The following is a 22,248-nucleotide window of genomic DNA, read 5'->3' on the forward strand; positions in this document are numbered from 1 at the left end:
CGGCGCCTTTGTTTATCCGATCAGCAGCTCGTCATCGTCAAGCTTCTGGCCGCGTATCCTGCGGAACATCTCGATCAGGTCCTCCATCTGCAGACCCTTGCGGCTCTCGCCGGAAACGTCGAGCACGATTTCGCCCGCATGCAGCATGATCGTGCGATCACCGTAGTCCAGCGCCTGCCGCATGGAGTGCGTCACCATCAGCGTCGTCAGCTTGCGCTCTTCCACCACCTTGGCAGTCAGCTCCATGACGAACTCGGCCATGCCGGGATCGAGCGCAGCCGTATGTTCGTCGAGAAGCAGAACATCCGAGTTTGCAAGCGTTGCCATGACCAGCGAAACCGCCTGACGCTGCCCTCCGGACAGCAGATCCATACGGTCCTTCAAGCGGTTCTCAAGACCGAGCCCCAGCGAGGCAATACGCTCCTTGAAGAACTCCCGCCGTCCGCCGCCAAGGGCGGGCATGAGGCCGCGGATCTTGCCGCGAGCCGCCGCAAGCGCGAGGTTCTCCTCGATTGTCAGCGCGCCGCAGCTGCCCGCCAGCGGATCCTGGAACACACGCGCAACCTGTCCGGCACGATTTGCGGTTGGCTTGCGCGTTACATCCGTGCCGCCAATCGTCACCTTGCCGGCGGTTGGCAGGACGTCACCCGCCAGCACACCCAGCAACGTGGATTTGCCGGCACCGTTCGAACCGATCACCGTCACGAAGGAACCATCCTCGATGGTGAGATCGATCTTCGCCAGCGCCTGCTTCTGAAGCGGCGTGCCCTTGCCGAACACGACCTGAATATCGGACAGCGAAATCATGATGCGGCTCCCCCGCGACGCAGGCGCGGCAGGATCAGCGCAACGGCGACCAGCACGGCTGTAACGAAATTGAGGTCCGAGGCTTTAAGGCCCAACGCATCGCTAGACAACGCCAGCTGGATGGCCAGACGATAGGCGATCGAGCCAAATACACAGCCGATCAGCGCAATCAGAATGCCGCGCGAGCCGAACAGCGTTTCACCGATGATGACGGCAGCAAGGCCAACAACGATGGTTCCGACACCGGAGGTGACATCCGCAAAACCGTTGGTCTGGGCAAACAGTGCGCCACCCAGTGCCACCAGCGCGTTGGAAAGCGCCATGCCGAGATAGATCTGGTTGCCGGTCTTGATGCCCTGTGCACGCGACATGCGGGCGTTGGCGCCGGTGGCGCGCATGGCAAGACCCGCATCGCTTTCCAGAAAACGCCAGACGAGAATGACCGCAACCACAACCAGCGCGCCGACGAACAGCGGTCGCACCAGATATTCGGAAATGCCGAGCCCATAAAAAGGCTCGATGACCGTTTCCTGATTGAGCAGCGCGACGTTCGGCTTGCCCATGACACGCAGGTTCACGGAAAACAACGCGATCATCGTGAGAATGGACGCCAAGAGGTTGAGGATCTTGAAGCGGACATTCAACAGGGCCGTTACCATGCCCGCCGCGGCACCCGCCACCATTGCAACGCCGGTCGCGAGCCACGGGTTAAGACCCGCAATGATCAGCACAGCTGCGACGGCAGCGCCGAGCGGAAACGACCCGTCCACGGTCAGGTCCGGAAAATCGAGCACGCGGAACGCGAGATAGACACCGATCGCCACGAAGGCGAAAACCAGCCCCAGTTCGACGGCACCCCAGAAGGCGATTTGGCTCACAACAGAAAGTCCTTGGTTTACCCGCCCCACACCATACCGTGTCGGCTTGGATGGCAAGAGCGCCGCAGGCATGCGGCGCTCAGATTGACTAGAATTTCTTATCCGTCATCCGGGACCTGATCCGGGATCCAGTGCGATCAGGTCTTTGATCACATATGGGTCTTTGCGCCGCAGACGCGGCGTTGCAGGATTCCGGCTCAAGACGGGAATGACGGACTTTTTTTACTCGATGATCTTCGTCGCCCGCTTCGTCACGCTCTCGGAGAACGTAACGCCAGCCTTTGCAGCAGCCGTCTTGTTCAGAACGAGATCCGTTCCAACAGCAACGGTGGCTGGAATATCGCCAGGCTTTTCGCCCTTCAGGATGCGAACAACAACGGCACCGGTCTGTTTGCCAACGTCGAAATAGTTGAAACCGAGAGCCGCAACGGCACCACGCGCAACTGAATCCGTATCGGCAGCGTAGAGCGGGATCTTCGCTTCAGCCGCAACGCCCGCTGCGGCTTCGAAAGCCGAAACGATGGTGTTGTCGGTCGGAACGTAGATAACGTCCGCCTTGCCAACCAGGGCACGGGTCGCACCCTGAACTTCGGCAGACTTCGTGGCAACGGACTCGATAACCTTGAGGCCAGCCTTCTCAGCCTCGGACTTCAGAAGCTCAAGCGTCGAAACGGAATTCGCTTCGGCGGAGTTGTAGATGTAGCCGACGGTCTTGGCATCCGGCGTAATTTCCTTGATGAGTGCCAGATGCTCGTGCACAGGCAGCGCATCGGAAAGGCCGGTCACATTGCGACCGGGCTTGTCCATGGACTTCACCAGCTGCGCGCCGACAGGATCGGAAACGGCAGTGAAGACGACGGGAATGTCACGCGTCGCGGCGGCAACAGCCTGTGCGGATGGGGTAGAGATCGGCACGATCACGCTCGGCGCATCGCCAACGAACTGGCGGGCGATCTGCGCGGCTGTGCCAGGGTTGCCCTGAGCGGACTGGTAGACGAATTTCAGGTTTTCGCCTTCCTTGTAACCAGCCTCGGCAAGAGCAGCCTTGACGCCATCGCGAGCGGCATCAAGTGCAGGATGCTCGACAATAGCCGTCACGGCAACGGTAACGTCTTCTGCCTTGGCTGGCATGGCAAGGGCTGTCGCCGCGGCGAGAGCCAGAATGAGTGCGCGCATGGGTGTCCTCCGATTGTTTTCGCTTTTCCCGCCTTCTTTAAGAAAGCGTTAAGTCGAAATCAATCACGCAAGCCTTATCGCAACAATCAATTCTTCTTCTCTATCCGCAGAAGATCAATCATCGGCGCCATGGTTGGCGATCATCATGGCTTCGAAGGCCAGACGCTCGGTTTTGCGCATGCGCTCGGATTCCGACTTCAACTGTCCGCACGCGGCCAGAATATCGCGGCCGCGCGGCGTGCGGATCGGCGAAGCATAACCGGCCTGGTTGATGAAATCGGCAAATTTCTCGATCTGCGCCCAGTCGGAACACTGGTAGTTCGTGCCCGGCCAGGGGTTGAATGGAATGAGATTGATCTTGGCAGGCACGCCCTTCAGCAGCTGAACCAGCATCTTGGCGTCTTCCAGACTGTCGTTCACGTCCTTCAGCATCACATATTCGAAGGTGATGCGACGCGCATTGGAAAGACCCGGATACTTGCGGCAAGCCTCGATCAGTTCCTTCAGCGGGTACTTCTTGTTGATCGGCACCAGCATGTCGCGCAATTCGTCTTTGACGGCATGCAGCGAAATCGCCAGCATGACGCCGATTTCGTCACCCGTCCGGAAAATTTCCGGCACGACACCGGAGGTCGAAAGCGTTACACGCCGCTTGGAGAGCGACAGACCGTCTCCGTCGGTCGCGATAAGCAGCGCCGTCTTCACATTGTCGAAGTTGTAGAGGGGTTCGCCCATACCCATCATCACGATGTTGGAAACCTTGCGGCCTTCGCTCGGCACATAGGCGCCAACCGGCGTAGAGCCATCCGGAAAATCGCCAAGACGGTCGCGCGCGAGCAGAAGCTGCGCCAGAATTTCTTCCGCCGTCAGGTTGCGAACCAGACGCTGCGTGCCGGTATGACAGAACGAACAGGTCAGCGAGCAGCCCACCTGGCTGGAGATGCACAGCGTGCCGCGACCCTCTTCCGGAATGTAGACGGTTTCCACTTCAACCGGGTGGCCTGCTCCGCGCGGCGGGAAGCGCAGCAGCCATTTGCGCGTGCCGTCATTGGAGATCTGCTCCTCGACGACTTCCGGGCGCGCGATGGTGAAGGCAGCCTTCAGCTTCTCGCGAAGCTCCTTGGCAACATTGGTCATGTTGTCGAAGTCGGAAACACCACGTACATAGAGCCAGTTCCACAACTGGCTGACGCGCATTTTCGTCTGCTTCTGCGGCACGCCGATTTCCATCAGCGCATCCGCCATTTCCTCACGCGTCATGCCGATCAGCGACGGTTTGCCGGAAAGAAGATCGCTGTTGGCGACCAGTGGCGTTTTGACTGCCAGACCGGCAGTGGCTTCCATTACGGACATCACACTATCCCATCATCCAATGCATCGCGGGACCGGCCTTCCCTGAAAGGCGGAAAATCGTCTGCATGTCGAGAAAAAATCGAAGGCGAAACGCTTTTCGCGCACCGCCTGTCTTTGTTGCGGGGGCGTTTAGCATCAAAACGGCTTAAACGCAAATGGCCGGTCAGGGACCGGCCATTCACATATTAACGAATCCCGAAAAGCTTACTTGCAGCTTTCGATCTGCTTCAGGGCAGCGGAAATGCCCGATAGCGAATAGGAATAGGAGGTGGCAGTGCCACGGCCAGACGTCGCCTTGACGGTCATGGTCTTCCCGCCCTTCATCGCGGCGACAAGCGCCGGCTCTTCGGCAGCGTTCTCAACCCAGGCAGCTTTGTCCTTGGTGAACATGACGAAATTCTTGTTGTCGATGGTGACGTTGACCTTAGAGCCCTGCCTCAGCGAATAACCCACCATTGCCTGCGGCTCGTAGGAAATGTTCTGGCCCGGACGCTGCGAAACGATAAAGAAGATATCGCCGTGATCGACGCTTGCCGGTTCTTTCGCGGTCGGGATCGACAGAACGTAGCAGACGGTGCTGTTGCCCGATTTGTACGAATAGGCGCCCCATGCGTTGAACTGCTGGATGCGCGTGGGCGACTGTGCAGATGCCAGGCCAACGCTGGTCAGCAAAATGGCTACTGCGGTTGCTACACTTCTTACAAACATAGAATTTCCTGCCGGGTTATTATCTTCCATTGGCCCGAAGCGGCTACGGGCTCCGTTTTCAGAACGGCCACTTTCGGGTGCGGATCGTCTTTTCTCATTGTGGTCAGGAAGCGGTTACCAAACCGTCAACAACACGCATAAAATGCCGAAAACGTCTTGCGGTGTAACAGATCGGCGACTCCCGGCACCCTGAGCAGAAGGGCGTGGCACGACCTTCCGGGTGAGTGTATGACACACAAAATCAGGCAAGAATTTGTCACTTCCCGGGCAGTGCCGAACAGTCACATCACAGAGGCGTTACTCTGCCTCCTGCTGCCGTTTCAACATGGCGTCCGCCGCATCGTAATGCTGCATCTTGATGTGAGCCCTGATCATGGCAAGGGCAGCCGTGACGACCGCGATGTCATCCGTGAAACCAATGACCGCAAGAACATCCGGAACCGCATCCATCGGCATGACGAAGTAGGCGAGGGCAGCCAGAATGATACCCTTGGCCTTGAGCGGCGTTTCGCGATCGACCGCACAATAATAGGCAGCCGCCGCATCGCGAGCGAACGGCACCCTGGTCATCACCCGCTTCAGTTTCGGCCAGAACTTGGCGCGGATCACGCGCTCACGTTCCTCCTGCCTGTCGGGTTCGCCGGGCAGGAGAATTTCACCGATTTTCACATCATCCATGATCGACGGTCCTCCGGTCATGGGCAATATATGGGGGGAAAGACCGCCGGGTTCAATTGCCGCGCCCGGCAGCCGCTTTCTGCATCGCCTCCGCCAGCAGGAAATCACGCTCCGTCACCCCCTGCGAGTCGTGCGTGGTCAGGCAGACCTTCACCCGCGAATAGACGTTGGACCACTCCGGATGATGATTGAGCTTTTCGGCAACGAGCGCGCATTCGGCCATGAAACCAAAGGCTTCCGCAAAATTAGAAAACTTGAAAGCCCTGACGATTGCAGCCCCATCTTCCCGTAACGTCCAGCCTTCAAGCCTCGAAAGCCCTGTTTTTATGGCATCCGGTTCCAGTCTGGGATATTTCATTGGCGTTACCTCCGTTGTCGGCGTCACGCGCCTGAACGGCACGACGAGACGCTTCTTTTATCAGATCGGTCATGCTGCCCATGAAACACACATCCGTTCTTTTTGTCTGCATGGGAAACATCTGCCGCTCTCCGTTGGCCGAAGGGATTCTGGCGCATATCGCAGCGACGCAAGGCATGACAGACCTGCTGTCCGTCGATTCCGCCGGAACCGGCGGCTGGCACGCAGGAAATCCGCCAGACCCACGCTCCATCGCAATCGCGCGGCAGCATGGCATCGACATTTCCGGGCAATGCGCCCGACAGGTCAGGCAACCGGACTTCGAGAAAGTCGATCTTGTCCTTGCCATGGACGAGGACAATCTCGCAAAACTGCTTCAGGCGTGCCCTAAGGAACACAGGCACAAGGTTCACCTGTTCCTCGATTACGCATCCGGCCGCCGTGAAGGCGTCCCCGACCCCTATTATGGTGGCGAGGACGGCTTTCTGAACGTCTACAACATGCTCTTCGCAGGATGCAGTTCACTGCTGGCGAAGCTGGACCGTGCCTCGTGAAGCGGAAACGCTTCTTCCGCGATGTAGGGTCCACCACCGACCGATTCCTTGGACGACATCAGCACGAAGCGGCCGATACCGAAGGAAGAGGTGCGGAAGTTGCCGCGCCCTGACAGATAATGCACCACATCATCGAGCCGGGAGTTGCGCAGCCTTGCAAGCGTTACATGTGGCATGAACTTGCGCGGATCGGGTGGGAGGCCGATCCTCTGGCAGATCCGCTCGATCTCTGCCTGAAGCGCGTTCATTTCCGGCGAAGGAGAGACGCCCGCCCAGATGGAGTGTGGCTTCTTCGAGCCGAACGAACCCATTCCGGTCAGGTTGATCTGAAACTCCGGTCTGTCGATGCGGTCAAGCCGATCGACGACCTCATCGGCGGTGCGCCCGTCAATGTCACCGATGAAACGCAGGGTTATGTGATAATTCTCCACATCGATCCACCGGGCTCCCGGCAGACCACCGCGCAACAATGAAAGGCTCATGGCCACATTGCGCGGAATTTCGAGGGCGGTAAACAGTCTCGGCATGGCGAGCTCCCCGAATCTCTTGGCAGAACAAGCACAGCGAATCATGCAATGCACATCGGCGCAAGTGCTTATTTTTTTTGCGCACCGATTGTCGTGATGAAGCTTTCGACAGCCGGCAAAGATTTCTCCACCATGACCGCCAGGCCCTTCGCATTCGGGTGCATCTTGTCGTCCAGTTTCAGGGCGTCATCCAGCACAACGCCGTCGAGGAAAAACGGATAGAGCGGCACATTGTGTTTTTCCGCCAGACGCGGGAAAATCGGATTGAAGCTTTTGGCGTAGTCCTCACCCATGTTCGGAGGTGCCATGATGCCGACGAGAAGAACGGGTATGTTTCGCGCCTTGAAACCAGAAAGCATGGCATCGAGGTTCTTTTCGCTTTCCGCAGGCGGAATGCCACGAAGGGCGTCGTTGGCGCCAAGTTCCAGAATGACGCCATCCGTGCCGTCCGGGACGGACCAGTCCGCCCGCGCCAGACCACCGGATGTCGTATCTCCCGAAACCCCGGCATTGGTGATGGCGACATTGATGCCCTTCGCCTTCAATGCCGCTTCGAGCTGAGCCGTATAACTTTCAGTCGGCGGAAGTTGGTAACCAGCCATCAGGCTGTCGCCGAAGCCAACCAGCTGCAAGGTGCGGTCCTGTGCCTTCGCGGAAATGCCGGTCAATGTTGCGGCGCAAATGACAATGAAGTGAAACAGGGCAGCTTTAAATCTCATTCCGGCTTTCCTAACTTGGTTCGAATACTCAAGACTATGTCCGGGTCCGCCCGACTGGATCCATACTGCCAGACCGCCTTATCATCCTATATAGGAACGTGAATTGTGACGAAAAGCATCATAGAGCTCAAGAAAGCTGACCTCACACTGGGCAACGCCGCCGCCTCCGTTCACGTTCTGAAGAGCATCGACCTCGAAATAGGGGAAAGTGAAGCGGTCGGCATCGTCGGTCCTTCGGGCTCCGGAAAATCGACGCTTCTGATGGTGCTGGCTGGCCTGGAGAGGCTGGATAGCGGCGAAATCATCATCGCGGATACGCAGCTTCACAAGTTGAGCGAGGATGCGCTGGCAGATTTTCGCGGCAAGAATATCGGCATCGTGTTCCAGTCCTTCCACCTTATCGCCAATATGACCGCCTTGGAAAATGTGGCCGTGCCGCTGGAACTGGCGAACGTGCCAAATCCCTTCGATATCGCCAGGCGCGAACTGGTCGCCGTCGGCCTCGGCGAACGCCTCAACCACTATCCGGGCCAGCTTTCCGGCGGCGAGCAGCAACGTGTGGCCATCGCCCGTGCGCTGGCTCCCTCTCCCGCCGTTCTGATCGCCGATGAACCGACCGGTAATCTAGACACCGACACAGGCAAGCAAATCGCCGATCTGCTGTTTTCCAAGCAGGCCGAACGCGGCATGACGATGATCCTCGTCACCCACGACCCGTCTCTTGCCGCCAGATGCTCACGCCAGATCAAGGTACGCTCCGGCCAGATCGAGGGCGACAGCGCCCGGGCCAGAACGGCTGAGAAGGTTTTGGCATGATGCCTTCGCTGGCGCACATCAGGAACGCAGTGCGGCTGGCCCGGCGCGAAATCCGTGGCGGTTTGCGTGGTTTCTACATTTTCCTCGCCTGCATAGCGCTCGGCACCGGAGCAATCGCCGCCGTGAACTCCGTTTCGCGCGCGGTCACGGACGCAATCGCCACACAGGGGCAATCCATTCTCGCGGGTGATGCACGCTTCGAGCTGCGCAACCGGGAAGCCACGGGTGAAGAACGAGCCTATCTGGACAGCCTCGGTCAGGTGGCCGTCTCCACCGGCCTGCGCTCGATGGCGCGTCTGGCGGATGGTTCCGGGCAGACCCTGACCGAAGTGAAGGCCATTGATGGCGCCTACCCCCTTTACGGCTCCTTTGTAGCAGATCCTGCCCGCCCGCTTCCGGAACTCCTGGAAAGAACCGGCGACACCTATGGCGCTGTTGTTGAACCGCTGTTGCTTGAACGGCTCGACATCAAGGTTGGGGATGAAGTCCTGCTGGGCAGCGTCAAACTGGTGGTAAAGGGCACGGTCGTCGTTGAGCCGGATGTGCTTTCCGACGGGTTCGGTTTTGCGCCGCGCCTGATGCTGAGCCGCGATGCTTTGTTTGCATCCGGTCTTATCCAGACGGGAAGTCTTGTCGAACATGCCTACAAGATCAAACTGAACGATCCCTCCAGCCGTGCGACCATAACCGCGGATACCAACAAGGCGTTTCCCGACGCTGGCTGGTCGATCCGCACAAGTGATCGCGCAGCGCCAGCGCTGACGGAAAACGTCAACCGCTTCTCGCAGTTTCTGACACTGGTCGGCCTGACAGCCCTGATCGTCGGCGGTGTCGGCGTGGCCAATGCGGTGCGGGCATTTCTCGATTCCAAACGCACCACCATCGCATCGCTGAAATGCCTGGGCGCGCCGGCTTCCGTGGTCACGATGACCTACCTCTTCCAGATCACGTTCATCGCGACGGTCGGCATTCTCGTTGGCCTCGCATCCGGCGCAATCGCTCCGTTGATTGCGATGCGTTTTATGGAGGGCGTTCTGCCCGTGCCGGACGGACTGGCGTTTTATCCGAAAGCCCTCGGCCTTGCCGCCCTGTTTGGGATGCTGACGACCTTGGCTTTTGCGATCCTGCCGCTCGGCCATGCGCGAGAAGTTCCCGCAACCGCACTATTTCGCGAGCAGAGCTTCGACGAAAGCCGCTGGCCCTCATGGCCCTATCTGGCGGCAACCGCCATCCTCCTTGCCGCACTCGCAGCGCTCGCCATCTTTTCGGCCGAAGACCGCTTCATCGCTTCGGTGTTTCTTGCTGCGGTCGCCTTTGCCTTCGTCGTCCTGAGACTGGTGGCAGCCGGCGTCAAGGCCATCGCCAAACGCAGCCCACGGGTTCATTCGGCGGCGTTGCGTCTTGCGATCGGCAACATTCACCGCCCTGGTGCATTGACGCCATCCGTTGTTCTATCGCTCGGCCTTGGCCTGACGCTGTTGGTCACACTCACCTTGATCGACGGCAACCTGCGCCGCGAACTGACCGGCAGCCTGCCCGAACGGGCGCCGAACTTCTTCTTCGTGGACATTCAGGGTACGGAGCTGCAGGGTTTCCGCGATCTTCTCAAACGTGAGGCGCCGGAAGGTGAACTCACCGAGGTTCCGATGCTGCGCGGCCGCATCCTTGCTTTGAACGGGCAGGATGTTACCAAGATGGAAGTCCCACCTTCTGGTCGCTGGGTTTTGCGTGGCGACCGCGGCATCACCTACTCGCAGGATCTCCCCGAAAACGCCGAGCTGATAGAAGGCACATGGTGGGACAACGACTACAGCGGCGAACCGCTTGTCTCCTTCGCAGCCGAAGAAGCTGGAGAGCTCGGCCTCAAGATCGGCGACAGTGTCACCGTCAATGTTCTTGGCCGCAGCATCACGGCAAAGATCGCCAACCTGCGCAATGTCGAGTGGGAATCGCTGTCGATCAACTTCGTCATGGTGTTCTCTCCCAATACCTTCCGGGGGGCACCGCATGCCTGGCTGGCGACGCTTTCCGATCCTTCCGCCACAGCGGAACGCGAAGGCCAGATATTGCGCGCCGTCACGAATACCTATCCGACGATCACCAGCGTGCGCGTGAAAGATGCACTTGATGTCGTCGACAAGCTCGTCGGTCAGCTCGCTACGGCGATCCGCGCGGCGGCAGCCGTTGCACTCGTCGCCTCTGTCCTTGTACTTGCAGGGGCTCTGGCTGCGGGAAACCGCGCCCGTACCCATGATGCGGTTATTCTGAAAACGCTGGGCGGCACCCGCGCCATGCTCATCCGCGCCTTTTCCTATGAATACATGATCCTCGGGCTGGCAACCGCAGTCTTCGCGCTCCTTGCGGGTGGCGTCTCGGCATGGTTTGTCATAGCCCGCATCATGAAGCTGCCCTCCAGTTTCCTGCCGGATGTGGCAGTCGGCACATTGCTGGTCGCACTTGTCATGACGGTTGGCATCGGGCTTGCGGGAACATGGCGCATCCTCGGCCAGAAGGCGGCTCCCGTGCTGCGGCAGGCCGGAGAATGATTGCGGATTTCCGGCACTTAACTTTAGCGATTAATTCTTTGTAATAATCGCCAAAACGTGAGCGATTTTCGCGTCTATGGTGTCTTTTAGACTGCGAAAGGTCTTGTATCAAACACGTTCTGCCATCATATTCTGAGGTAGGCTTGCTGTGGCTCCGCAGCGGCGCCAGGGAGCGATCCCGACACCGTAGCAATCACGGAGCTCAAAAGAGGAAACAATGGCTGACTTCAACAATTACCAGAACCGCATGGCGCAGACCCGTGCACAGACTGGTGCAATGATCGATGAGGGTCTGCGCACCTATATGCTTAAGGTTTACAACCTTATGGCGCTGGCTCTGGTCATCACCGGTCTCGCGGCGTTCGGCACCTATACCCTGGCTGCCTCGAACCCGGCTTTCGCCCAGCTTCTCTACGCATCTCCGCTGCGCTGGGTCATCATGCTCGCGCCGCTCGGACTGGTATTCTTCCTTAGCTTCCGCATCCAGAACATGAGCGTGTCTGCTGCCCAGACAACCTTCTGGGTTTATGCGGCGCTGATGGGCGTATCGCTGTCGTCGATCTTCCTGGTCTTCACCGGCCAGAGCATCGTTCAGACGTTCTTCGTAACGGCTGCTTCGTTCGGTGCGCTTTCGCTCTACGGCTACACCACGAAGAAGGATCTGTCCGGTCTCGGCTCGTTCCTGATCATGGGTCTGTTCGGCCTGATCATCGCTTCGATCGTCAACATCTTCCTGGCTTCTTCTGCCCTGCAGTTCGCGATTTCCGCAATCGGCGTGCTGATCTTCGCTGGCCTCACCGCCTACGATACGCAGAAGATCAAGGAAATGTACTTCGATGGTGACGACGTTGCCGTTGCCGGTCGCAAAGCCATCATGGGTGCACTGACGCTCTATCTCGACTTCATCAACCTGTTCACCTTCCTCCTGCAGTTCCTCGGAAACCGCGACGAGTAAGACAATCAGGTCTGAATCCCAGAACGCGAAAGGCGGCCATTTGGCCGCCTTTTTTAATGGAATGAAAGCTTTCTGAAACGTGATCTCACTTTACGGGAAATCGCAACACATCATTCGATGAGCTTCAGCACCTTGTCGAACACCTTCAGAACCTGCGGCAGCTCGTGACCACGCTTTAGAATGCGGCCATCCGTGTTCAGCACGCTGTAGGCACCCTGCTTGACGGCAAGCTTGGGGTTTTTCTCGATCCGATAGAGCGGCATCTCGCCGGATCTTTTGAAAACGGAGAACACCGCTTTCTCCTTAAGGTGATCGATAGCGTAATCGCGCCACTCGCCTTCACCCACCATACGCCCGTAGATGCGCAGAATTGCGTCCAGCTCCCGCCGATGGAATGTTACCGGCAAGGGATCCCTGTTGCTCTTGTATTCACGAAGATCGACGACTGTGGAATTATCCCGTGCGCTGGCATGTCCCTGCTGCACATCCGGTTGATCGGTCATACAGTGCCTCCGATTCCACCTATCTTTATGACTGCAATGTGAAGCCGCTGGCGTGAAATTGCAAGCCTGAGCCGATCAAGCAGATTGTCCGGGGCGAAAATCGATAGCTGACGGTAACCATTTGGGCAGGCAATTTGGTATGCGCCGCCGTATTTCGGTCAAACCATGGCCCGAATTGAGTGGAATAGTTCTATTGTCAATTGATGCCTAGGCACCAAGATGACCCGGTCCGGTGCATTGACCCTTTACCCCCAGCCCCCAATGCCCGGACCGGATCTCCAATCGCCAAAGGCGATTATGGTGTTTCGTTTCCCATAAGCATGCTTGCTCCGATGATCGCCGCCGGATCACCGCTGGCGTTCGCTGTCTGCAGAAGAACGGCACAACCGCCCTTCTTGACCTTCGCCACGACGCTGGCCGGAAGTTTGACTGTCATCGGCGACCCGTCCCACATCCCCACCGTCTGCACATCATAAACGCTGTGCCAGTAGGACATTTTCTTCCCCTGGTTTTCGCCCTTCTGCACGTCGACAGTCTGCTCGCGTGAGAAATAGGCCACGACAACATCGGCTTTGCCGCTGCCGGCACCGATACCGATCTCGACCTCATCGCCCACGAATTTCGAGCTGACAGGAACGCTTAGCCCCTCTCCCGATCGCTTGAATGCATCAAGCTTGCCGTAGATGGCGGCAACGTCCGCGCCCTTGACATGATCACGGCCGTTAAGGATCGCCTGCGGCGTGTAGACGCCATTGCGCCCAAGCGCGCGCATGTAACCATACTGCCGCTCGGTATTTTCCTTCGAGGCCAAGGAATCCGTCCAGCCGAGATAGTTCCAGTAATCGACATGGTAAGACAGGCCGACCACATCGCCTTTGCGAATCATCTTTCGCAATGCCTCGTCGGCAGGCGGGCAGGAAGCGCAGCCTTGCGACGTGAACAACTCGACCACGCCCTTTACGGCTTCCTGCGCATGCGCGGAAGAAACCAGAAGCGTCCCGAGAAGACATAAGGAAATGCGAAATTTCAGCGGCATTGCAGAAAACCTTTATCCGGACGGATATCCAGACGAATTGATGCGATCAAACTCTATCGGGATGCAAGTCGGAAAATAGCGTCGAACGACCTTCAATAGAAAGTCACGAAGGGGTGAGCGCTCTTCACAAAACGAAAACACCTGCAACATGGAAAAACGCCGGGATTGCTCCCGGCGCTTTCATGGCCTCTGAAACAGGTCAGGCAGCCAGATCACGAAGAACGGTCTGCAGGATGCCACCGTTATTCATGTAGATCACTTCATCGAGCGTATCGATACGGCAAAGAAGCGGAACCTCCTTCACGGTGCCGTCGCTGTAAGTGATCTTGGCGATCTTCTTTTCACGCGGCTTGATCTCGCCTTCCAAACCATCGATCTCGACGGTCTCGTCACCCTTGAGGTTGAGGTTGGCCCAGGTCGTACCTTCCTCGAAGACGAAGGGAACAACACCCATGCCGACAAGATTCGAGCGGTGGATACGCTCGAAGGACTGGGCAATGACAGCCTTTACACCAAGCAGGTTGGTACCCTTGGCCGCCCAGTCGCGGGAGGAACCGTTGCCGTATTCAACACCAGCGAAGATGACGAGCGGAACGCCTTCTTCCTTGTACTTCATGGCAGCGTCGTAAATCGACATCTCTTCCTTGGACGGATAGTGGATGGTGTAACCACCCTCCTTGCCGTTCGGGCCGAGCATGTGGTTGCGGATGCGGATGTTGGCGAAGGTGCCGCGCATCATCACTTCATGGTTGCCGCGACGCGTGCCGTACTGGTTGAAGTCGGCAACACCAACACCGTGTTCCGTTAGGTAAGCGCCTGCCGGAGAGGCCGCCTTGATCGAGCCAGCCGGAGAAATATGGTCGGTGGTGATCTTGTCGCCGAACAGGCCAAGCACGCGAGCACCCTTGATGTTCTTCAGGCCGGAACCGGTCTTGCCCATGCCGACAAAGTACGGCGGGTTCTGAACATAGGTGGACTGGTCATCCCAGGCGTAGGTCTGGCCCGCCGGAACCTGAACCGCCTGCCAGTTCTCGTCTCCCTTGAACACATCCGCATATTTCGTTTCGAACAGTTCGCGTGTGACGTATTTCTGGATGAACGACTGCACTTCCGTCGAGGTCGGCCAGATGTCCTTGAGGTAGACGGGGTTGCCGTCCCTGTCCTCGCCGAGCGGCTCGCTGGTCAAGTCCTTCTGGACGGTACCGGCAAGCGCGTAAGCGACGACCAGCGGCGGAGACGCCAGATAGTTCGCCTGAACGTCCGGCGAGATACGGCCTTCAAAGTTGCGGTTGCCAGAAAGTACCCCGGCCGCGATCAGGCCCTTGTCGTTGATGGTCTTGGAGATCGGTGGCGGCAGCGGACCCGAGTTGCCGATGCAGGTGGTGCAGCCGAAACCGACGAGGTTGAAACCCAGTGCATCCAGATCGGCCTGTAGACCGGACTTGGCGAGATATTCGGCAACGACCTGCGATCCCGGTGCCAGCGAAGTCTTCACCCACGGTTTGGACGTCAGACCCTTGGCAACCGCATTGCGCGCTAGAAGGCCCGCAGCAATCAGAACCGAGGGGTTCGAGGTGTTGGTGCAGGAGGTGATCGCCGCAATGGCGACATCACCGTGGCCAAGGTCAAAATCCTCGCCTTCGACAGCGTAACGCGCATCAAGCTGGCCGGGCTTCTTGTAGTCGTTTTCAAGAGCCGTCGCGAAGTTCGGCGCAATGGTTTCTAGCGGCAGACGGCCTTCCGGACGCTTCGGACCGGCCATGGACGGCACCACGTCACCAAGGTCGAGTTCCAGCGTGTCGGTAAACACGAGATCGGAACCGTCATTGTCGCGCCACATCCCCTGAGCCTTGGAATAGGCTTCGACCAGAGCGATACGTTCCCTGGTGCGGCCGGACATGTTGAGGTAGTTGACGGTTTCGGAATCGACTGGGAAGAAGCCGCAGGTCGCGCCGTATTCCGGACCCATGTTGCCGATGGTGGCACGGTCTGCTACCGGCATGTTGTCCATGCCAGGGCCGAAGAACTCGACGAACTTGGAAACTACGCCCTTCTTGCGCAGCATCTGTACGACCGTCAGCACGAGGTCTGTCGCAGTCACGCCTTCCTTCAGCTTGCCGGTCAGCTTGAAGCCGATAACTTCAGGCAGAAGCATCGACACCGGCTGACCAAGCATGGCCGCTTCGGCTTCGATGCCACCAACACCCCAGCCCAGAACACCAAGACCGTTGATCATGGTCGTGTGGCTGTCGGTGCCGACACACGTATCCGGATAAGCGAATGTCTCGCCATCCTCTTCCTTCGTCCAGACGGTCTGGCCTAGGTATTCGAAGTTCACCTGATGACAGATTCCGGTACCGGGTGGAACAACACGGAAGTTCTTGAAGGCCTGCTGACCCCATTTCAGAAAGCGGTAACGCTCACCGTTACGCTGATACTCCAGCTCCACGTTGCGGGCGAAGGCCTGCGGCGTGCCGAATTCGTCAACGATGACGGAGTGGTCGATCACGAGATCGACGGGAACGAGAGGGTTGATCTTCTCAGGATCGCCACCCAGCGCCTTGATGCCGTCACGCATTGCCGCAAGGTCTACAACGGCGGGAACGCCGGTAAAGTCCTGCATCAGAACACGTGCGGGCCGGTAGGCGATTTCGTTTTCAGTCAGACCCTTGTTGTCAAGCCATTCGGCGACGGCAAGGATATGTTCTTTGGTAACGGACTGGCCGTCTTCAAAGCGCAACAGGTTCTCAAGCAGAACCTTCATGGAATAGGGCAGTTTGGAAACGCCCTTCAAACCGTTCGCCTCTGCTTTTGGAAGGCTGAAGTAAACATAATCCTTACCGTCCACGGTAAGTACGGAACGACATTGGAAACTGTCAACAGATTTGGCCACGGATAAAACCCCGCTTTCTCTGATAGCCAACACGCGCGTGCGGACACCTGTACACCATCGTGCACATCAGGATGCGGGTACGGCCATTTCCGCTGTCCGCACGTGAAAGTCACATATCGTAACATTCAGGTCCGGCGCTTGTGATGATCACGCCGACCGCTGGCGTGGTTGACATCCATATAGATAATTTCTCTGAAACGTGCCAGACCGGGAGAAGCTCAAAATCGATTTTTTTATATTGGATGACTAAAATCTTGAACAAGGCCGGACCATGCTGCTGACGGCGGAAAACCTCTGCGCCCGGCGCGGCGAAGATTTCATATTTATGAATATTTCCCTCAAGTTGGAGTCCGGCCAAGCACTTCTTCTGACAGGGCCGAATGGCTCCGGAAAATCCACCCTGCTGCGCGTTCTGGCAGGTCTTTTGCGGCCCGAATCGGGCACGGTTAAGATAGCCGGCGAAGGTATCGACGCAGATGCCCGCGCCAGCGAAGCCAGCCACTATCTTGGCCACCGCAACGCCATGAAACAGGAATTGACCGTCTCGGAAAATCTGCGGTTCTGGAAGGACTTTCTAGGCGACTTCAGTGGTGGCAGCTCGCTCGACATTGAGGAGGCGGCTGACGCAGTTGGCCTCTCGGGCATCACCCATCTGCCGTTCGGTTATCTCTCGGCTGGCCAGCAGCGCCGTTTCGCCATGGCCAAGCTGCTCGTTGCCTCACGCCCCATCTGGATACTGGATGAGCCGACGGCAGCGCTCGATGCTGGTGCTGACCGCATGTTCACGGAACTGGTGAAACAACATCTCGGCAAGGGCGGCATTGTGGTTGCAGCGACTCATCAACCGCTTGGCCTGGAAAATGCGCAGCAATTGACGATGACGGGTTTCTCAAGCATGGAGGCCACCTGGTGATGGCAGCCCTGTTCTTCCGCGACCTGAAACTTTCAATCCGCGCGGGCGGCGGCGCGCTGATAGGCGTGTTGTTCTTCATGACCGTGGTTGCCGTCATTCCCTTCGGGGTGGGACCAGACCTCAATCTTCTGTCGCGTATCGGACCGGCCATCGTCTGGATCGGAGCGCTGCTCGCCGCCCTTCTTGGCCTCGACCGGCTGTTCCAGGCCGAGCGGGACGATGGTTCGCTCGACCTCATCCTGATGCATGAAAACCCGCTTGTGCTGACGGTGTTCGTGAAATGCCTTGCGCACTGGACGGCAACCAGCCTGCCGCTGGTCATAGCCTCGCCATTGCTGGGCCTTTTCATGAACATGAGCGAGGTTGCCATAGGGGCGGTCATGCTGACCTTGCTCGTTGGCTCGCCAGCGCTCACCTTCATCGGGGCAGTGGGAGCTGCGGTCGCCGTCGCCCTGCCCCGCGGCGGTTTGCTCGTCTCGATCCTGGTGCTGCCGCTGGCGATCCCGGTACTGATTTTCGGGGTCAGCGCCTCATATGCTGCCGTTCAGGATCCCGCTCCATTTATGCCGCCGTTTCTCATTCTCTGCGCAATCACGTTATTTTCAGCCGTCATAGGTCCTTTCTTTGCCGCTTTGGCGCTGCGTAATGCTATTGATTGAACCAGCGCCATTGACAGGGATCAATTGCGGCACAAGCCTTCTCAGGTTACAGAAAATCATGAACCAGCAGACTTTCGCCATCACCAAATTCAGCGACCTTGCCAACCCAACGAGGTTTCTGGCGTTAGCGTCCCGCATCCTGCCCTGGCTGGCTGGCTTGTCGGCACTCTGTCTCATCGCTGGCCTCTACATGGCTTTCACCACGCAAGGCGACTATCAGCAGGGCTACACAGTTCGGATCATGTATGTGCATGTGCCAGCGGCATGGCTGTCGATGATGTGTTATACGGTCATGGCGCTGTCGGCGATCGGTACACTGGTCTGGCGCCATCCGCTTGCCGATGTCAGTCACAAGGCGGCGGCCCCCATTGGTGCTGCCTTCACCTTGATCGCCCTCATCACAGGCTCGCTCTGGGGTAAACCCATGTGGGGAACGTGGTGGGTCTGGGATGCCAGGCTGACCTCGGTTTTCGTCCTGTTTCTCATGTATCTCGGGCTGATCGCGCTCAACCGTGCAATGGACGACCCCTCCAGGGCGGCACGCCTCAGCGCAGTCCTCATCCTGGTCGGCTTTGTGAATATCCCCATCATCAAGTTCTCCGTAGAATGGTGGAATACCCTGCACCAGCCCGCCAGCGTCGTCCGCATGGGCGGCTCGGCAATTGACCCGACGTTCCTCTGGCCGCTGCTGACCATGGCCGCAGGCTTCACGCTGCTGTTCTTCACACTGCACATTACCGCCATGCGCAATGAAATCTGGCGGCGTCGTGTAGCGGCCCAGAGGCGGCTTGCGGCACGCTTGGTCAACAGGGAGGGGTGACGCCGATGACGCATACGTTCTATATCGGCATGTCCTATGCCGCGACCGGCCTTGTAGTTCTTGCCCTTATTATCTGGGTGATTGTGGATGGACGGGGACGCCGGCGTGAATTGAAGGAACTGGAAGCCGCCGGTGTTCGCCGCAGGCCGAAAGTCGCATCGGGCGGCGACACACCATGAGCGGCATCGATCGGAACACAGAACCACAACCCAAAAGCCGATCGCGCTACATCATGGCGCTTGTTCCACTTGTGCTGTTCGGCGGCTTTGCGCTTGTGGCGGGCAAGATGCTCTACGATCAGGATGTCAACGGGCTGGATGTCAGCGCCATTCCATCCGCACTGATCGGCACGAAAGCCCCGCCGCTGTCACTGCCGCCACTGGAGGGAGCAAACCTTCCGGCTCTGACCGATGCCGCCGTCAAGGGCAAGCTGACGCTCGTGAATGTCTTCGCCTCGTGGTGCATTCCGTGCCGGCAGGAACATCCCATTCTGGAGGAACTGGCAAAAGACGGCCGCATCAACATAGTCGGTATCAACTACAAGGACAAATCCGAGAACGCGCTGCGCTTTCTTGGTGAACTCGGCACTCCCTATGCCGCGATCGGTATAGACCCCAACGGCAAGGCGGCGATTGACTGGGGCGTTTACGGCATTCCGGAAAGTTATCTGGTCGATGCCGAAGGTACGATCGTTTATAAGAAGGTCGGCCCCTTCGATGGGCAAAGCGTTCAGCAGGGGCTTTTCCCGGCAATAGAAGCAGCCGTCAAAAAGTGACCCAAGACGTTCTTCAGACGCTCATTTGTTGGAGATGATCCGTAGGGCCGGTGCACCGGTTGCGGGTAGATTTCCACCTTCCAGAATGACCCGATCTCGCCCGCCTCCCTTGGCGGCATAAAGGCTGTCATCGGCGCGCTTGATGGCATCGTGGATGGAATGATCACCGCGTGCGACGGCCGATACACCAAAACTTGCGGTGATATGGGTTGAAATGCCCCGGCTGGTCCAGTCCATCCCGGCCAGCTCGGCGCGTGCGGCTTCTGCAAGGAAACCCACCGACTCGGCGGTGCAATCCGGCAGGAAAACGACAAACTCCTCGCCGCCGAAACGGGCAACCAGACCATTTTCAGGAACCTTGCGCCTCAGCAAATCCGAAAGGCCGATCAGGACGATATCACCGGCAGCATGTCCGAAATGGTCGTTGATCTGTTTGAAATGGTCGATATCGCAGGCGATTACCGCACCGGAAGGCGCGCCTTCGCGAAAATCCGGAACACGCCGCTCGAATCCTCGCCGGTTCAGAAGGTTGGTCAAGGGATCATGTTCCGCAGCGTGCAGATGCCTGTCCACGACGACCGATATCTGGCTGGCGAGAACCGCAAGAGCCATCAGGAATCCGAAGATGCTGGCCGCAACCTGCATGTAGAAGGCGTAGTCGGACTCGAAAAATTCTCCCAGTTCGACCATCGTTCCATGTGGGGTCATCACGATCAGCACAACAATCCTGATGATTGTTTCGAGCACCACCAGAGACGCAGCCGCCATCAAGGCCTTGTCGGCCAACACCTGTGCGCGTTTTCGCACCATCCAGACAGGCCAGGCCAACAAGATGGCAACGACCGTATCGCCGATCACCAACTCACGTTTCAGATCGGGTGTGACGAAGACATGGAAAGAAACGAGCAGAAAAGCGACGAGGACAATGGACAGACGTGCCTTCGTATGGGTCGGACACCTGAAATGAACCAGCAGGGCGTGCCCGTAAAAGAAGAAGGCGGAGAAGAACAGGAGGTTCGAGAGAATGGCCTGCAATTCGAATGGCAGGGAGCCGAGCGCAAGTGGGGCAACAAATCCGGCGGACGCAGAGAGGTAACCTACGCCCCAGTACAGCGCAGATTCGTGTCCACTCCTCTGCAGGAACAGGAAAATCACGCCGAATGTCAGCATGATAAAGGGAAGGAGGTAGGCGAAATTATCTTCCAACGTCTTCTGCCGGGAACTGAAAGCCGATGTCTTCAAGCGGCACAATTACCAAGCACCCGTTAAGGAAATCTCCCGCTACCTTGAAAAACTGGCCCTTTTCGCCCCGGAGCAGAGCTTCTCCGGATCACATTTGCGGAAGAGCGTTCTGCCATTCCTTGATCGCGTCAACCGGCCAGACCAGCATGATGACGTTGAGGGTGAGGTTGTCACGGATAAGCCAGCCGGTAAAAATCTCGAAGAAAATGGCGATGATGACCGTCAGCCAGACCGGAACGCGAGCAGCAAAAAGAAAGCCCATCGCCATGAAAACCGTATCCATGGCAGAGTTCAGTATACTGTCGCCGGTGTATCCCAGTGCCATGGTTGCCGTGCGGTAGCGATCGATGATGATGGGCGAGTTTTCGAGAATTTCCCACGCCGCCTCGATGAGAACCGCAAGCGACAGCCGCATGGCAAAGGATTGCCTGCGGAACAGGAACCAGGCCAGCGCGTAAAACAGGAAGCCGTGAATGATGTGCGACGGCGTATACCAGTCAGCCAGATGCTGCGAATTACCCGGCGTGTTCACACCGGGTTCGAACAGCTTGACGTAACCGCATTCGCAGATGGGAATGCGGCCCATGAAATAAAGAATGGCGATCTGCGCAAGAAGAAGCCCAGCAGCAACGCCGAACCATTTCAGCGTGCGCGAGCGGGAAACCGGCATTTCGGCGATCGTCATTTCTCGTCCTTGTTGAGCGGCTCGAGCGAATGACGCATGACAAGCGGCATCTGCGCCATGGTGAAGACGATCGTGATCGGCATGGTGCCCCACACCTTGAAAGCGACCCAGGCGTCGGTGGAAAAGCCGCGCCAGACCACCTCATTGAGCACGGCAAGGAAGAGGAAGAAGAAACCCCAGCGGAAGGTAAGCTTTCTCCAACCCTCGTCGGTCAGCTTGAAAGCCGAGTTGAAGACATAACCCAGCAGTGACTGCCCGAAGAACAGCCCGCCGAGCAGAATGACACCGAACAGCGCATTGACGATTGTCGGCTTCATCTTGATGAAGGTATCGTTCTGCAGCCAGAGCGTCAGCGCGCCGAAGACCAGAACCACGATGCCGGAAATCAGCGGCATGATCGGCAGCTTGCGCGTCAGCAACCATGAAACGGAAAGCGCCAGCGCTGTTGCGATCATGAACAGGCCGGTCGCGATGAAGATCGGCCCACCGAATTCCGTCAGAACCGGGAAGTGCGATGCGAGCCATTCGCCACGCGAATTGGCAAAGAAGAAAACCAGAAGCGGACCTAGCTCAAGTACGAATTTCAGCACCGGGCTGATCTCCGCCACCATCTTTTCGCTTTCCTTGGAATTGCTTTCGATATCCAT

At 58.0% G+C, this 22,248-nt stretch carries 25 protein-coding genes; 9 read left to right on the top strand and 16 right to left on the bottom strand.

Annotated features, from left to right (window positions below; all coding sequences use genetic code 11):
• Positions 1–12: 12 nt before the first annotated feature.
• The 7 genes from N7578_RS21540 to N7578_RS21570 form a co-directional block, all read right to left on the bottom strand.
• Positions 13–807, bottom strand: a complete 795-nt coding sequence (locus tag N7578_RS21540; RefSeq protein ID WP_311112251.1) for an ABC transporter ATP-binding protein — start codon at positions 805–807, stop codon at positions 13–15.
• Positions 804–1,685 carry an ABC transporter permease gene (locus N7578_RS21545; protein WP_311112252.1) on the bottom strand — a complete coding sequence of 294 codons (882 nt, stop codon included), beginning with the start codon at positions 1,683–1,685 and terminating at the stop codon, positions 804–806. Before N7578_RS21545 ends, N7578_RS21540 begins: the two co-directional genes overlap by 4 nt.
• A gap of 222 nt (positions 1,686–1,907) precedes the next feature.
• Positions 1,908–2,861, bottom strand: coding sequence for an ABC transporter substrate-binding protein (locus N7578_RS21550; RefSeq protein ID WP_311112253.1), 954 nt, complete (start codon positions 2,859–2,861; stop codon positions 1,908–1,910).
• 114 nt (positions 2,862–2,975) lie between these two features.
• Positions 2,976–4,214, bottom strand: coding sequence for a 23S rRNA (adenine(2503)-C(2))-methyltransferase RlmN (rlmN, locus tag N7578_RS21555; RefSeq protein WP_311112254.1), 1,239 nt, complete (start codon positions 4,212–4,214; stop codon positions 2,976–2,978).
• Positions 4,215–4,418: 204 nt separating this feature from the next.
• Complete coding sequence (locus N7578_RS21560) at positions 4,419–4,922, bottom strand: invasion associated locus B family protein (RefSeq protein ID WP_311112255.1); 504 nt, start codon at positions 4,920–4,922, stop codon at positions 4,419–4,421.
• Positions 4,923–5,219: 297 nt separating this feature from the next.
• On the bottom strand, positions 5,220–5,600 hold the full coding sequence (locus N7578_RS21565; RefSeq protein ID WP_311112256.1) for a YkvA family protein: 381 nt from the start codon (positions 5,598–5,600) through the stop codon (positions 5,220–5,222).
• A 52-nt stretch (positions 5,601–5,652) separates the two neighbouring features.
• Positions 5,653–5,958, bottom strand: coding sequence for a 4a-hydroxytetrahydrobiopterin dehydratase (locus N7578_RS21570; RefSeq protein WP_311112257.1), 306 nt, complete (start codon positions 5,956–5,958; stop codon positions 5,653–5,655).
• Positions 5,959–6,038: 80 nt separating this feature from the next.
• Between N7578_RS21570 and N7578_RS21575 the strand changes: the two genes are divergently transcribed.
• A complete protein-coding gene (locus tag N7578_RS21575; protein ID WP_311112258.1) occupies positions 6,039–6,512 on the top strand; it encodes a low molecular weight protein-tyrosine-phosphatase in 474 nt (157 codons plus the stop codon).
• Here N7578_RS21575 and thpR read toward each other — a convergent pair.
• Positions 6,452–7,039, bottom strand: coding sequence for an RNA 2',3'-cyclic phosphodiesterase (gene thpR, locus N7578_RS21580; protein WP_311112259.1), 588 nt, complete (start codon positions 7,037–7,039; stop codon positions 6,452–6,454). The genes N7578_RS21575 and thpR overlap by 61 nt on opposite strands.
• A gap of 68 nt (positions 7,040–7,107) precedes the next feature.
• Positions 7,108–7,758: an arylesterase gene (locus tag N7578_RS21585; RefSeq protein ID WP_311112260.1), complete on the bottom strand. Its 651-nt coding sequence runs from the start codon at positions 7,756–7,758 to the stop codon at positions 7,108–7,110.
• A 105-nt stretch (positions 7,759–7,863) separates the two neighbouring features.
• Here N7578_RS21585 and N7578_RS21590 point away from each other — a divergent pair, with 105 nt between their 5' ends.
• From N7578_RS21590 to N7578_RS21600, 3 genes are all read left to right on the top strand, one after another.
• Positions 7,864–8,574, top strand: a complete 711-nt coding sequence (locus N7578_RS21590) for an ABC transporter ATP-binding protein (protein WP_311112261.1) — start codon at positions 7,864–7,866, stop codon at positions 8,572–8,574.
• A complete protein-coding gene (locus N7578_RS21595; RefSeq protein ID WP_311112262.1) occupies positions 8,571–11,120 on the top strand; it encodes an ABC transporter permease in 2,550 nt (849 codons plus the stop codon). Before N7578_RS21590 ends, N7578_RS21595 begins: the two co-directional genes overlap by 4 nt.
• 217 nt (positions 11,121–11,337) lie before the next feature.
• A complete protein-coding gene (locus tag N7578_RS21600; RefSeq protein ID WP_311112263.1) occupies positions 11,338–12,075 on the top strand; it encodes a Bax inhibitor-1/YccA family protein in 738 nt (245 codons plus the stop codon).
• 110 nt (positions 12,076–12,185) lie between these two features.
• On the opposite strand, the gene N7578_RS21605 is transcribed toward N7578_RS21600, so the two are convergent.
• The 4 genes from N7578_RS21605 to N7578_RS21620 all read right to left on the bottom strand — a co-directional run bounded on the left by N7578_RS21605 (position 12,186) and on the right by N7578_RS21620 (position 16,865).
• Positions 12,186–12,578, bottom strand: a complete 393-nt coding sequence (locus N7578_RS21605; RefSeq protein WP_311112264.1) for a DUF2794 domain-containing protein — start codon at positions 12,576–12,578, stop codon at positions 12,186–12,188.
• 295 nt (positions 12,579–12,873) lie between these two features.
• Positions 12,874–13,614, bottom strand: a complete 741-nt coding sequence (locus N7578_RS21610; RefSeq protein ID WP_311112265.1) for a thioredoxin family protein — start codon at positions 13,612–13,614, stop codon at positions 12,874–12,876.
• Between the two features lie 199 nt (positions 13,615–13,813).
• Positions 13,814–16,507: an aconitate hydratase AcnA gene (acnA, locus tag N7578_RS21615; RefSeq protein WP_311112266.1), complete on the bottom strand. Its 2,694-nt coding sequence runs from the start codon at positions 16,505–16,507 to the stop codon at positions 13,814–13,816.
• A gap of 109 nt (positions 16,508–16,616) precedes the next feature.
• Positions 16,617–16,865 carry a hypothetical protein gene (locus tag N7578_RS21620; RefSeq protein WP_311112595.1) on the bottom strand — a complete coding sequence of 83 codons (249 nt, stop codon included), beginning with the start codon at positions 16,863–16,865 and terminating at the stop codon, positions 16,617–16,619.
• Between N7578_RS21620 and ccmA the strand changes: the two genes are divergently transcribed.
• Genes ccmA through N7578_RS21645 form a run of 5 tightly spaced genes read left to right on the top strand, consistent with a single transcriptional unit; the run spans position 16,779 to position 19,674 of the window.
• Positions 16,779–17,420, top strand: a complete 642-nt coding sequence (gene ccmA / locus N7578_RS21625) for a heme ABC exporter ATP-binding protein CcmA (RefSeq protein WP_311112267.1) — start codon at positions 16,779–16,781, stop codon at positions 17,418–17,420. The genes N7578_RS21620 and ccmA overlap by 87 nt on opposite strands.
• Positions 17,420–18,079 carry a heme exporter protein CcmB gene (gene ccmB, locus N7578_RS21630; RefSeq protein ID WP_311112268.1) on the top strand — a complete coding sequence of 220 codons (660 nt, stop codon included), beginning with the start codon at positions 17,420–17,422 and terminating at the stop codon, positions 18,077–18,079. Before ccmA ends, ccmB begins: the two co-directional genes overlap by 1 nt.
• A 58-nt stretch (positions 18,080–18,137) precedes the next feature.
• Positions 18,138–18,899 (top strand): heme ABC transporter permease, encoded by a 762-nt coding sequence (locus N7578_RS21635; protein ID WP_311112269.1) that lies wholly within the window; start codon positions 18,138–18,140, stop codon positions 18,897–18,899.
• 5 nt (positions 18,900–18,904) lie between these two features.
• Positions 18,905–19,078 carry a heme exporter protein CcmD gene (gene ccmD / locus N7578_RS21640; RefSeq protein ID WP_311112270.1) on the top strand — a complete coding sequence of 58 codons (174 nt, stop codon included), beginning with the start codon at positions 18,905–18,907 and terminating at the stop codon, positions 19,076–19,078.
• Positions 19,075–19,674 (top strand): DsbE family thiol:disulfide interchange protein, encoded by a 600-nt coding sequence (locus N7578_RS21645; protein WP_311112271.1) that lies wholly within the window; start codon positions 19,075–19,077, stop codon positions 19,672–19,674. Before ccmD ends, N7578_RS21645 begins: the two co-directional genes overlap by 4 nt.
• Positions 19,675–19,695: 21 nt before the next feature.
• On the opposite strand, the gene N7578_RS21650 is transcribed toward N7578_RS21645, so the two are convergent.
• The 3 genes from N7578_RS21650 to N7578_RS21660 all read right to left on the bottom strand — a co-directional run bounded on the left by N7578_RS21650 (position 19,696) and on the right by N7578_RS21660 (position 22,248).
• On the bottom strand, positions 19,696–20,880 hold the full coding sequence (locus N7578_RS21650) for a GGDEF domain-containing protein (protein WP_311112272.1): 1,185 nt from the start codon (positions 20,878–20,880) through the stop codon (positions 19,696–19,698).
• A 124-nt stretch (positions 20,881–21,004) separates the two neighbouring features.
• Positions 21,005–21,601, bottom strand: coding sequence for a DUF2585 domain-containing protein (locus tag N7578_RS21655; RefSeq protein WP_311112273.1), 597 nt, complete (start codon positions 21,599–21,601; stop codon positions 21,005–21,007).
• A complete protein-coding gene (locus N7578_RS21660) occupies positions 21,598–22,248 on the bottom strand; it encodes a septation protein A (protein ID WP_311112274.1) in 651 nt (216 codons plus the stop codon). Before N7578_RS21660 ends, N7578_RS21655 begins: the two co-directional genes overlap by 4 nt.

The organism is Agrobacterium tumefaciens (genome assembly GCF_031801495.1).
Taxonomy (GTDB): Bacteria; Pseudomonadota; Alphaproteobacteria; order Rhizobiales; family Rhizobiaceae; genus Agrobacterium; species Agrobacterium tumefaciens_K.

Coding starts and splice junctions, on each gene's coding strand:
- N7578_RS21540 (WP_311112251.1), bottom strand. CDS start 807: ATGATTTCGCTGTCCGATATTCAGGTCGTGTTCGGCAAGGGCACGCCG.
- N7578_RS21550 (WP_311112253.1), bottom strand. CDS start 2,861: ATGCGCGCACTCATTCTGGCTCTCGCCGCGGCGACAGCCCTTGCCATG.
- rlmN (WP_311112254.1), bottom strand. CDS start 4,214: ATGTCCGTAATGGAAGCCACTGCCGGTCTGGCAGTCAAAACGCCACTG.
- N7578_RS21560 (WP_311112255.1), bottom strand. CDS start 4,922: ATGTTTGTAAGAAGTGTAGCAACCGCAGTAGCCATTTTGCTGACCAGC.
- N7578_RS21565 (WP_311112256.1), bottom strand. CDS start 5,600: ATGGATGATGTGAAAATCGGTGAAATTCTCCTGCCCGGCGAACCCGAC.
- N7578_RS21570 (WP_311112257.1), bottom strand. CDS start 5,958: ATGAAATATCCCAGACTGGAACCGGATGCCATAAAAACAGGGCTTTCG.
- N7578_RS21575 (WP_311112258.1), top strand. CDS start 6,039: ATGAAACACACATCCGTTCTTTTTGTCTGCATGGGAAACATCTGCCGC.
- thpR (WP_311112259.1), bottom strand. CDS start 7,039: ATGCCGAGACTGTTTACCGCCCTCGAAATTCCGCGCAATGTGGCCATG.
- N7578_RS21585 (WP_311112260.1), bottom strand. CDS start 7,758: ATGAGATTTAAAGCTGCCCTGTTTCACTTCATTGTCATTTGCGCCGCA.
- N7578_RS21595 (WP_311112262.1), top strand. CDS start 8,571: ATGATGCCTTCGCTGGCGCACATCAGGAACGCAGTGCGGCTGGCCCGG.
- N7578_RS21600 (WP_311112263.1), top strand. CDS start 11,338: ATGGCTGACTTCAACAATTACCAGAACCGCATGGCGCAGACCCGTGCA.
- N7578_RS21605 (WP_311112264.1), bottom strand. CDS start 12,578: ATGACCGATCAACCGGATGTGCAGCAGGGACATGCCAGCGCACGGGAT.
- N7578_RS21610 (WP_311112265.1), bottom strand. CDS start 13,614: ATGCCGCTGAAATTTCGCATTTCCTTATGTCTTCTCGGGACGCTTCTG.
- ccmA (WP_311112267.1), top strand. CDS start 16,779: ATGCTGCTGACGGCGGAAAACCTCTGCGCCCGGCGCGGCGAAGATTTC.
- ccmB (WP_311112268.1), top strand. CDS start 17,420: ATGGCAGCCCTGTTCTTCCGCGACCTGAAACTTTCAATCCGCGCGGGC.
- N7578_RS21635 (WP_311112269.1), top strand. CDS start 18,138: ATGAACCAGCAGACTTTCGCCATCACCAAATTCAGCGACCTTGCCAAC.
- ccmD (WP_311112270.1), top strand. CDS start 18,905: ATGACGCATACGTTCTATATCGGCATGTCCTATGCCGCGACCGGCCTT.
- N7578_RS21645 (WP_311112271.1), top strand. CDS start 19,075: ATGAGCGGCATCGATCGGAACACAGAACCACAACCCAAAAGCCGATCG.
- N7578_RS21655 (WP_311112273.1), bottom strand. CDS start 21,601: ATGACGATCGCCGAAATGCCGGTTTCCCGCTCGCGCACGCTGAAATGG.
- N7578_RS21660 (WP_311112274.1), bottom strand. CDS start 22,248: ATGGATATCGAAAGCAATTCCAAGGAAAGCGAAAAGATGGTGGCGGAG.